Raw genomic sequence first — 10007 nt, 5'->3', positions numbered from 1 at the left:
GATATGCGCTAGGGATGTCCTGCATAACCCTCGCGAGTGCGTGATAGTGCGGATCGGGATGGGCCGCAAGGCGTCTTTTCGCAGCCAATAGCCCCGCTATTGGCAAGAAAAGCAACGCAGCGGACCGCCCGAGACCGCGCTATCACGGACCGCAGGGAGTTATGCAGGACATCCCTAGAGCCTGATTTGATCTATATCTGCAAGCCACGACCCTGCCCTCGGCACAATCGCCCCATGTCCAGCGCACGCCCCCTCCGCAAGAAACCCGCCGCTTCGTCCGCCGCCCCCACGGGTACCCCGTCTGCCACGGACACCCCGGCCGTGGACACCTGCTTTCTGCGCACGCTGGTGGGCTACAACACGCGGCGCGCGTCGCTGGCCATCATCGAGGTGTTCATGGAGCGCATGGCCGTGTACGACCTGAAGGTGGTGGACTTCTCGGTGCTGTCGCTGGTGGCGCACAACCCCGGCGTCACATCGCGCGAGCTGTGCGCCACGCTCAACGTGCTGCCGCCCAACATGGTGGGCCTGATCGCGGGGCTGGAAAAGCGCGGCCTCATCGAGCGCCGCCCCCACCCCAGCGACGGGCGGGCCATGGGCGTGCACCTGACGGCCGAGGGCGCGGACCTGACGGCGCGGGCCGAAGTGACCGCCGCGCAGCTGGAGGTGGACGCCACCGCGCGCCTCACGGCCACGGAGCGCAAGACGCTGATCCGGCTGCTGCAGAAGATCTATCTGCCGGCGGGGGCGTAGGGCGTACGCTGCACGCCCACGGCGCTCTCGCGCTTCGCCGACGCCCGCGCTGCTTGCACTGGGCGTGCTATTGGATCGGCACCCTCGAAGTTCAAACACCCGTTCGGGCTGAGCCTGTCGAAGCCTTGCGCGGCGCTTCGACTGCGCTCAGCGTGAACGGCTCCATGTTCGTTGATGCCGTCTTGAGAAAAGGCTTTGGGGCCGCGCCCTGGCTTCGACAGGCTCAGCCCGAACGGTGGGAGTAAGGCGCAAGGGCAGAACAAAGGGTCAAAGAAAAGGGCGCCTGTCGCGCCCCTTCTTTCATGCTGGCCGTGTTTCGTCTCTCAGACGGCATGGGCCGCCGGCTTGGCCGCCAGCGCCGCCGCCAGCCCGCCCCACTGTTCCTGGAACAGGCCTGCGTCCATCGTCTTCACGTTGCGCATGATGGGCTTGAAGCCCATGTGCGCCAGCACGTCGCGGTCCAGGTCGATGCCGGGCGCGATCTCGATCAGCTCCAGCCCTTCGGTCGTCAGGCGGAACACGGCGCGCTCGGTGACGAAGAGCACGTTCTGCTCGCGCTGTGCGGCATCCAGCCCGTTGAAGGTGATCTGCTCGACCTTTTCGATGAACTTGCGCGAGCGGCCTTCTTTGACGATCTGAAGCCGCCCGTCGCCCACCTTCACCTCCAGCCCGCCGGCCGTGAAGGTGCCGCAGAACACCAGGTTCTTGGTGGAGCGCGTGATGTTCACAAAGCCGCCGCAGCCCACGGGGCGGCCATTGAACTTGCTCACGTTCACGTTGCCGTGGTTGTCGGCCTGCGCCAGGCCCAGGAAGCTCGCGTCCAGCCCGCCGCCATCGTAGAAGTCGAACTGCAGCGACTGCTCGATGATCGCGTCGGCGTTGTAGGCCGTGCCGAAGTCGCCCAGCTGCGCGGGGATGCCGCCGGTGATGCCGCTTTCCACGCTCAGCGTGAACTGGTCCGACACGCCCTCTTCCGCCGCCACCGAGGGCACGCCGGCCGGTATGCCGATGCCGAGGTTGGTGATGGCGCCGGGCTTCAGTTCCAGCGCCGTGCGGCGCGCGATCACCTTGCGCTCGTCCAGCGGCATGGGCGCGAGCGAGTTCACCGGCACGCGCACGTCGCCGCACAGCGCGGGGTTGAACTGCGTGGTGATGGTCTGCATGTGGTTCTCAGGCTGGCTGACCACCACGTAGTCCACCGACACGCCGGGCACCTTGACCGACTTGGGGTGCAGGCTGCCGGCCTTCACGATGCGCTCCACCTGCGCGATCACGATGCCACCGCAGGCCTTGGCCGCGTGGGCGATGTTGATCTGCTCCAGCAGCACGCCTTCCTTGTCGAGCGTGATGTTGCCGTTCTCGTCGGCCAGCGTGCCGCGGATGATGGCGACATCGACCTTGGGCGAGGGGTAGAACAGCCATTCCTCGCCGTTGAATTCGACGAGCTTGACCAGGTCTTCGGTGGACTTGCTGTTGAGCTTGCCGCCTTCGATGCGCGGGTCCACGAACGTACCCAGACCCACCTTGGTCAGCAGCCCCGGGCTGCGGCTGGCGATGTGGCGCGTGAGGTGCGACAGGCTGCCCTGCGGGAAGTTGTAGGCCTCCACCTCGCCGTCAAACACCATCTTCATCATCTCGGCGCCGGTCTGGCCGAAGTGGCCGGCCACCGTGCGCTTGATCATGCCGGGGTGCGCAAGGTGGACCATGCCCGCGTCCTTGCTGTTGCCGATGGCGCCGCACGCCCAGGTGGTCACGTTCTTCGGACTGCCGTGTTCGAGGAAGTTTTTCTCCACGCCCTTGAGCACTTCCTCCGGCAGGCTGGAGACGGCCAGGCCGCCCAGAAAGATGGTGGCGTTGTCGGGGATCAGGGCCCCGGCCTGGGCTGCGGTGATGATTTTCATGGTGACCTTTGGGTGAAAACTATTATTTCGATAGCTGCCAGCGCTTACTGGATAAGCGCTGGAGCCCCATTTCATTCAAATTCCAAGCGCAGCAAGCGTGAAGCGGTCCGGCGTGTTCCAGCACGCATGGCGGCCCCGTTCACACCTTCTCAGTGTTTTCAATGAGCAGCGCAATGCCCTGCCCGCCGCCCACGCAGGCGCTGGAGATGCCATAGCGCAGGCCACGGCGGCGCAGCTCGCGCGCCAGCGTCACCGTCAGGCGCACGCCGGTCGCAGCCAGCGGGTGGCCCAGCGCAATCGCCCCGCCGTTCACGTTGAGCTTGTTCATATCGAGGCCCAGCTCGCGCCCCACGGCCAGGGTCTGCGCGCCCTGGGCTTCATTGATTTCGAACAGGCCGATGTCATCCAGCGTGAGGCCGGTGCGCGCCAGCAGGGCACGGATCGCCGGGGCCGGGCCGATGCCCATGAACTCGGGCGCAACACCCACGGCCGCCACGCCGCGCAGGCGCGCCAGGGGCTTCAGGCCACGCTGCTGCACATAGGCGTCGCTGGCCACCACGGCGCCCACGGCGCCATCGACCAGGGCCGAGCTGTTGCCCGCCGTCTGCACGCCGCCGGGGTAGACGGTGCGCAGGCCAGCGAGGGCTTCGACCGGCGAAGGGCGCGGGTGGGTGTCGCGGTCCAGCTGCGCCACCTTGCGCGGCAGCGCGATGCCGCGTGGGGCGTAGCCTTCGAGCTCAAATTTTTCGCTGATCACCGGCACGATCTCGCCCGCCAGGAAGCCGTCTTCTTGCGCCTTGAGCGCGCGGGCGAAGGACTGCGAGGCATAGGCGTCCACGTCTTCGCGGGTGATGCCGTTTCTTTTGGCCAGGTTCTCGGCGGTCTCGATCATGGTCACCGGGCCTGCGGTGTCGATCAGTGCTTCCATCAGGAAGTCCTTGAACTCCACGGGCGCGCCCAGCTTGAAGCCCGTGCGGTGCGTGTAGGCCGCAATGGGGTTGCGCGTCATGGACTCGGTGCCCACCACCAGCGCCACGTCGGTGTAGCCCAGCGCGATCTGGTCCGCCGCCTGGCGGAACAGCTCGAAGCCCGTGCCGCAGATGCGCTGGACCAGGATGGAGGGCACGTCCAAGGGAACGCCCGCATACAGGCCGATGTGGCGCGGCAGCACATACGCATCAAAGTCCGCCTGCGCCATGGAGCCGGTGATGACCGAGCCCACATCGGTGGCGGGCACGCCGCTTTTCTCCAGCACGGCGCGCGCCACCTTGATGCCCATGTCGGTGGGCGACACATGGCCCAGCGCGCCGCAGTAGTCCACCAGCGGCGTGCGCACGCCATCGACCAGCCAGGCGTTCAAGGGGGCGGAAAAGGAGCTTGTCGAAGCGTGGGTCATGGCTAGGCCTTGGCAGTGTTCTTGCTGTCCGTCACGTGCAGCACGGTGGCATAGCCGGTGTCGCCCGCCGCGCAGCCGGTGAACAGGCCCACGCCGCCGCCGCGCAGCACCAGCTCTTCGATCAGTTCGATGATCGCGCGCAGGCCGGTGGGCGCCTGGGGGTGGCCCCAGATGATGGAGCTGCCGTAGTTGTTCATGCGCTCCCAGGCAAATCCGGTGTCGCGCGCCAGCGCGATGTCGTTCACGGCAAAGGGGTTGTGCGTCTTGATGGCCGCCACGTCGCTGATGGACAGGCCCGCGTTCTTGAGCGCGTTGAATGCAGCGGGCGACGGGGCCATGGGCATGTAGCCCGCCTCCACCCGCGCCATGCCAAAGCCCAGGATCTCGACCTCGATGCCCGGGTCGGTGGCCACGGCGCGCGCGCGTTCGCGCGTGGTGACGATGGCGCCCGCGTTGCCGTCGGCCGGGTGCGTCTGGCCGCCAAAGGTGACGGTACCGCCCTCTTTCACCGGCTTGAGCTTGGCCAGCCCCTCGGCCGTGGTGGGGAAGATGCCTTCGTCGGTGCTCAGCGTGCCGGTTGGCTTGCGGAACTTGGAGTCCGTCACCGGCACATCGGCCATGTAGCGCTTTTGAAAGGCGCGGTCGTTGGCCAGAGCCTCCTGGTACTGGTGGTAGCGGTGCAGCTTGAGCGCGTGCTGCTCTTCGGTGCTGATGCCATAGCGCGCGGCCACGTTCTCGCCCGTCTGGATCATGGGGTTCTTGGCGTACGGGTCGTGGCCCATGTTGTCGGGCACCCAGTGCTCGGTGATGCCGTAGCCGCCGGTGCCGCTCGAATCGGGGTAGTACACCACCGGGCCGTTGGACTGGCGGTCAGCCATCACCAAGAGCGCGCTGGTGGCCGTGCCGCAGGCCACCTCCTGCGCCGCCATCTGCAGCGCGCGCACGCTGGTGGCGCAGGCCTGCTGCACAGTGGGTCCGGCCACGCGGTCGATGCCCATGAGGCCCGTCACCCAGGGCAGGCCATAGAAGCTGCCCTTTTGCGGGTTGGTGATGCCGAGGATGGCCAGGTCCACCGCCGACAGGTCGTAGCCACGCGCCGTGAGCGCCTGCTTGCCCACCGCAGCGGCCAGCGGCAGCGCGTTGAGGTTGGCCAGCGTGCCCTGCCACTTGGCAAAGGGCGACGACCAGTAGATACCGTAGGGGATGAAGGCGTTCATGGCAGTTCCTTGGCAGCGCTCGAGCGTCGATTTTAGTTATTTATCATAACCAGATGACCACCCGGAAAAGCTAGGGAAACCCCCTAGCAAAGACCTACGCCATGCCCTTGTTTTAGTTATTTTCAATAACCATAATTTCCACAACTCACCTTCACGACCATGACCAAGACCTCCGATATCTCCCTAGAAATCCGTGGCGACCGCGAGGAAGTCGCGGTCATCCGGCTCACCCGCCCCGCCAAGCGCAACGCGCTGAACGACGGCCTGATCCTGGCGCTGCGCGACGTGATGGACACCCTGCCCGCCACCGTGGGCGCGGCCGTGATCGACGGCGAGGGCGAGCACTTCTGCTCGGGCCTGGACCTGTCGGAATTGAAAGAGCGCGACGCGGGCCAGGGCCTGCACCACTCGCGCATGTGGCATGCGGCGCTCGACCGCGTGCAGTTCGGCCCCGTGCCCGTGGTGGCTGCGCTGCACGGTGCGGTGGTGGGTGGCGGGCTGGAGCTGGCGAGCGCCTGCCACATCCGCGTGGCGGACGAGACCACGTTCTACGCGCTGCCCGAAGGCTCGCGTGGCATCTTTGTGGGCGGCGGCGGCGCGGTGCGCATCCCGCGCCTGATCGGCACGGCCCGCATGACCGACATGATGATGACCGGCCGCGTCTACAACGCCGTGGACGGCGAGCGCGTGGGCTTCGCGCAATACCTCGTGCCCACCGGCACGGCGTTCGACAAGGCCTTTGAGCTGGCGCAGCGCATTGCGCAGAACGCGCCGCTGACCAACTACGCGCTGATGCACGCGCTGCCGCGCATTGCCGAGCAGCCCGCCGACCAGGGCCTGATGGCCGAGGCCATGATGGCCGCCATTGCCCAGAGCGCCCCCGAGGCCAAGGCCCGCGTGCGCGCCTTCCTGGACGGCAAGGCCAACAAGGTCAAGAAGCAAGACTGAGCCCGCCGAACCCCCGCGTTCCCGCGCCAGCACCAGCCCCGAGACCAGCTCCATGACGGCCACCCTCCCCACCCCCCGCTACCGGCCCCTGCGCTTTGGCGTGACCGAGGTCACCACCCGCCCGGGCGACCACGGCGTGGTCTATGTGCGCGCCACGCAAGACCTTGAGCCCCACCCCGTGCGGCTGACCGACCGCCTGGCGCACTGGGCGCAGGTGGCGCCCGACCGCACCTGGATGGCCCAGCGCGTGAAGCACAGCGCCGACGGCAGCCTGGGCGACTGGCGCCACATCAGCTACCGCGAGGCGTGGGACAGCGCACGCCGCATCGCGCAGGCGCTGCTGGACCGCCATCTGAGCGCCGAGCGCCCCGTGGCCATCCTGAGCGAGAACGACCTGGACCACGCCCTGCTGGTGCTGGGCTGCCTGGTGGCTGGCGTGCCGCACTGCACCGTCTCCACCGCCTACTCCACCATCAGCCAGGACTTCGACAAGCTGCGCCACGCGCTGGCCACCCTGACCCCCGGCCTGGTGTTTGCCAGCAGCGGCGAGCGCTTTGCCCGCGCCATCGAGGCCACGGTGGCGCCCGATGTGCACGTGGTGCTGGGCAGCGGCAGCGTGCCGGGCCGCAGCACCACGCCGTTCAGCGCCCTGCTGGCCACCGAGGCCACACCGGCCGTGGATGCAGCGCATGCCGCCATCGCGGGCGACAGCATCGCCAAGTTCATGTTCACGTCGGGCTCCACCAAGCTGCCCAAGGCCGTGATCGTGACCCACGGCATGTGGGCCGCCAACCTGCAGCAGATGAACCAGTCCATGCCCGTGCTGGCCGAAGAGCCCCTGGTGCTGGTGGACTGGCTGCCCTGGAACCACACCTTCGGCGGCAATCACAACTTCGGCACCGTCATCTACAACGGCGGCACGCTGTACCTGGACGAAGGCAAGCCCACGCCCCGGGGCATGGCCGAGACCATCCGCAACCTGCGCGAGATCGCGCCCACGGTGTACTTCAACGTGCCCACAGGTTTCGAGGTGATTGCGCAGACCATGAAGACCGACGACGCACTGCGCAGAAACCTGCTCAGCCGCGTGAAGATGTTCTTCTTTGCGGCCGCCGCGCTGTCGCAGCCCATCTGGGATTCGCTGTTTGAAAGCGCCGAGCGCGAGGTGGGCGAGCGCATCGTGATGAACACGGGCCTGGGCATGACCGAAGGCAGCCCTTTCTGCATCGCCGTGAACAGCCCCGACGTGCAGGCCGGCGACATCGGCGTGCCCACGCCGGGCCTGGAGCTGAAGTTGGTGCCCGTGGACGGCAAGGTGGAGGTGCGCTATCGCGGCCCCAACATCACACCGGGCTACTGGCGCAACGACGAGGCCACACGCGCCGCGTTCGACGACGAGGGCTTTTACTGCTCGGGCGACGCGGTGAAGTGGATCGACGAGAACGACCTGCACCGGGGCCTGAAGTTCGACGGCCGCATTGCCGAGGACTTCAAGCTCAGCACCGGCACCTTCGTGAGCGTGGGCCCGCTGCGCGCGCGCATCATCGCGGCCTGCGCGCCCTATGTGCAAGACGCCGTGATCACCGGCATCAATCGGAGCGAAGTGGGCGCGCTGCTGATCCCCACCCCCGCCATCCGCACGCTGGCCGGGCTGCCGGACAGCGCCAGCCTGCAGCAGGTGCTCGAAAGCGCGCCCGTGCAGCAGCACTTCCAGCGCGTCGTCAACCAGCTGGCGGCGCAGGCCACCGGCAGCGCCACGCGCGTGGCGCGCGCACACCTGATGGCCGAGCCGCCTTCGCTGGACAAGGGCGAAGTCACCGACAAGGGCTCCATCAACCAGCGCGCCGTGCTCGCGCACCGTGCCGAGCTGGTGACCGCGCTGCACGACGGCAGCCTGCCTTTCACCCTGGTCCCCAACACCTGAAACCACCCGCCACAAGGACACCACCACCATGCAGATTCAAGGACAAGCCGCCCTCGTCACCGGCGGCGCATCGGGCCTCGGCGAGGCCACCGCCCGCGCACTGGCCGCCCAGGGCGCCAAGGTCGCGGTGCTGGACCGCAATGCCGAACTGGCCGAAAAGGTCGCTGCCGACATCAACGGCATCGCCTGCCCCTGCGACATCACCGACCCCGCCAGCGTGCAGGCCGCCATCGACAAGGCCGCCACCGCCCACGGCCCCGCACGCATCCTGATGAACGTGGCCGGCATCGGCAGCGCCAAGCGCGTCGTGCAGCGCGACGGCAGCGCCGCGCCGCTGGAAGACTTTGTGCGCGTGGTCAACATCAACCTGATCGGCACCTACAACGTGAGCCGTTTGTTTGCCGCCGCCTGCAGCAAGCTCGACGTGCTGGAGAACGGCGAGCGCGGCGTGATGCTGTTCACCGCATCCGTCGCGGCCTTTGACGGCCAGGTGGGCCAGCAGGCCTACAGCGCGTCCAAGGCAGGCCTGGCCGGCATGACGCTGCCCATGGCGCGCGACCTGGCCCAGCATGCGATCCGCGTGTGCACCGTGGCGCCCGGCCTGTTTGCCACGCCGCTGATGAAGGAACTGCCCGAGGCCGTGCAGCAGTCGCTGGCCGCCAGCATCCCCTTCCCGCAGCGCCTGGGCAAGCCCGAAGAATTTGCCGAACTGGCCTGCCACATCGTCACCAATGGCCACCTGAACGGCGAAGTGATTCGCCTGGACGGTGCCCTGCGCATGGCACCGCGCTGATCCCGCTTTCGCATCCCCGTCATCGACACCACAAAACCACCGGAGACAACCATGACGACCACACGCCGCCACTTTGTACAAACCCTCGGCTCTGCCGCCGCGCTGGGGGCGCTCTACCCCTTGAGCGGATTCGCGCAGACGCTGGAGCAGGTCAAGATCATGTACGGCTTTCCCGCCGGCAGCGCGGGCGACAGCGTGGCCCGCCGCGTGGCCGAGAAGCTGGGCGGCACGGCCTACAGCAAGAACCCAGGCTTTGTGGAAAACAAGCCCGGCGCAGGCGGCCGCATTGCGGTGGAGACCCTCAAGAGCGCGCCCGCCGATGGCTCGGTGCTGACGCTCGCGCCCGTGTCGGCCCTGGCCGTGTACCCGCACATCTATCCCAAGCTCAGCTACAAGCCCGACGACGTGGCGCCGGTCTCCATCGGCGCGGTGATGCACCACGGCCTGGCCGTGGGGCCTGCCGTGCCGGCCGAGGTGAAGACGCTCGCGGACTTTCTGAAGTGGGCCAAGGCCAACCCCGACAAGGCCATGTACGGCACGCCCGGCGCGGGCTCCATGCCGCACCTGCTGGGCGCGCTGCTGGGCATCCGCAGCGGCGTGGAACTCAAGCAGGTGCCTTACCGCGGCACCGTGCCCAGCATCACCGACCTGGTGGGCGGGCAGGTGGCCTCGGCCGTCAACCCCAGCGGCGACTACCTGCAGTACATGAAAGCCGGCCGCGTGCGCGTGCTGGCCACCTCGGGCAAGAAGCGCTCGCCCTACCTGCCGGATGTGCCCACCTTTGCCGAGCAGGGCTTCCCCGATGTGACGTCGGAAGAATGGTTCGGCTTTTATGCCCCCGCCAAGATTTCGCCCACGCAGCTGGCTGCCGCCAATGCCGCCATCACCGGGGCGCTCAAGGACAAGTCTGTTGTCGATGCACTGGGCGTTGTGGGCCTGATCGCCCACGGCAGCACGCCGCAGGAGATGCTGGCCGACCAGAAGGCCGAGTTCGAGCGCTGGGGGCCGCTGGTGAAGCAGATTGGTTTTACCGCAGAGTCTTGACTCCCCCCTGAGTCGCCTGCGGCGCCTTCCC

8 protein-coding genes are annotated in these 10007 nt (G+C 67.7%); 5 read left to right on the top strand and 3 right to left on the bottom strand.

Annotation, left to right across the window (positions count from 1 at the left end; translation table 11 throughout):
- The first annotated feature begins 234 nt into the window (after nucleotides 1-234).
- Nucleotides 235-753: a MarR family winged helix-turn-helix transcriptional regulator gene (locus ACOQFS_RS11525; protein ID WP_421563018.1), complete on the top strand. Its 519-nt coding sequence runs from the start codon at nucleotides 235-237 to the stop codon at nucleotides 751-753.
- Between the two features lie 323 nt (nucleotides 754-1076).
- Here the strand turns inward: ACOQFS_RS11525 and ACOQFS_RS11520 are convergent, their stop codons facing one another.
- The 3 genes from ACOQFS_RS11520 to ACOQFS_RS11510 form a co-directional block, all read right to left on the bottom strand.
- A complete protein-coding gene (locus ACOQFS_RS11520; protein ID WP_421563017.1) occupies nucleotides 1077-2654 on the bottom strand; it encodes an acyl CoA:acetate/3-ketoacid CoA transferase in 1578 nt (525 codons plus the stop codon).
- A 139-nt stretch (nucleotides 2655-2793) separates the two neighbouring features.
- On the bottom strand, nucleotides 2794-4050 hold the full coding sequence (locus ACOQFS_RS11515; RefSeq protein ID WP_421563016.1) for a thiolase family protein: 1257 nt from the start codon (nucleotides 4048-4050) through the stop codon (nucleotides 2794-2796).
- Nucleotides 4051-4052: 2 nt separating this feature from the next.
- On the bottom strand, nucleotides 4053-5267 hold the full coding sequence (locus ACOQFS_RS11510; RefSeq protein WP_421563015.1) for a thiolase family protein: 1215 nt from the start codon (nucleotides 5265-5267) through the stop codon (nucleotides 4053-4055).
- A 159-nt stretch (nucleotides 5268-5426) separates the two neighbouring features.
- On the opposite strand from ACOQFS_RS11510, the gene ACOQFS_RS11505 reads away from it, so the two are divergent.
- From ACOQFS_RS11505 to ACOQFS_RS11490, 4 genes are read left to right on the top strand one after another with little or no spacing between them, the layout of a single operon-like run.
- Complete coding sequence (locus ACOQFS_RS11505) at nucleotides 5427-6215, top strand: crotonase/enoyl-CoA hydratase family protein (protein WP_421563014.1); 789 nt, start codon at nucleotides 5427-5429, stop codon at nucleotides 6213-6215.
- A 52-nt stretch (nucleotides 6216-6267) separates the two neighbouring features.
- Nucleotides 6268-8139, top strand: coding sequence for a feruloyl-CoA synthase (locus tag ACOQFS_RS11500; RefSeq protein ID WP_421563013.1), 1872 nt, complete (start codon nucleotides 6268-6270; stop codon nucleotides 8137-8139).
- A gap of 28 nt (nucleotides 8140-8167) precedes the next feature.
- Nucleotides 8168-8932: an SDR family NAD(P)-dependent oxidoreductase gene (locus tag ACOQFS_RS11495; RefSeq protein WP_421563012.1), complete on the top strand. Its 765-nt coding sequence runs from the start codon at nucleotides 8168-8170 to the stop codon at nucleotides 8930-8932.
- A 51-nt stretch (nucleotides 8933-8983) separates the two neighbouring features.
- Entirely contained in the window at nucleotides 8984-9976 is a 993-nt protein-coding gene (locus tag ACOQFS_RS11490) for a tripartite tricarboxylate transporter substrate-binding protein (RefSeq protein ID WP_421563011.1), read from the top strand.
- Nucleotides 9977-10007 lie beyond the last annotated feature (31 nt).

Origin of the sequence: Paracidovorax sp. MALMAid1276, from assembly GCF_049198005.1 — a bacterium.
GTDB lineage: Bacteria > Pseudomonadota > Gammaproteobacteria > Burkholderiales > Burkholderiaceae_C > Acidovorax.
Note: the sequence above shows the minus strand (reverse complement) of the source record. Positions and strands in the feature narration are given on the sequence as shown.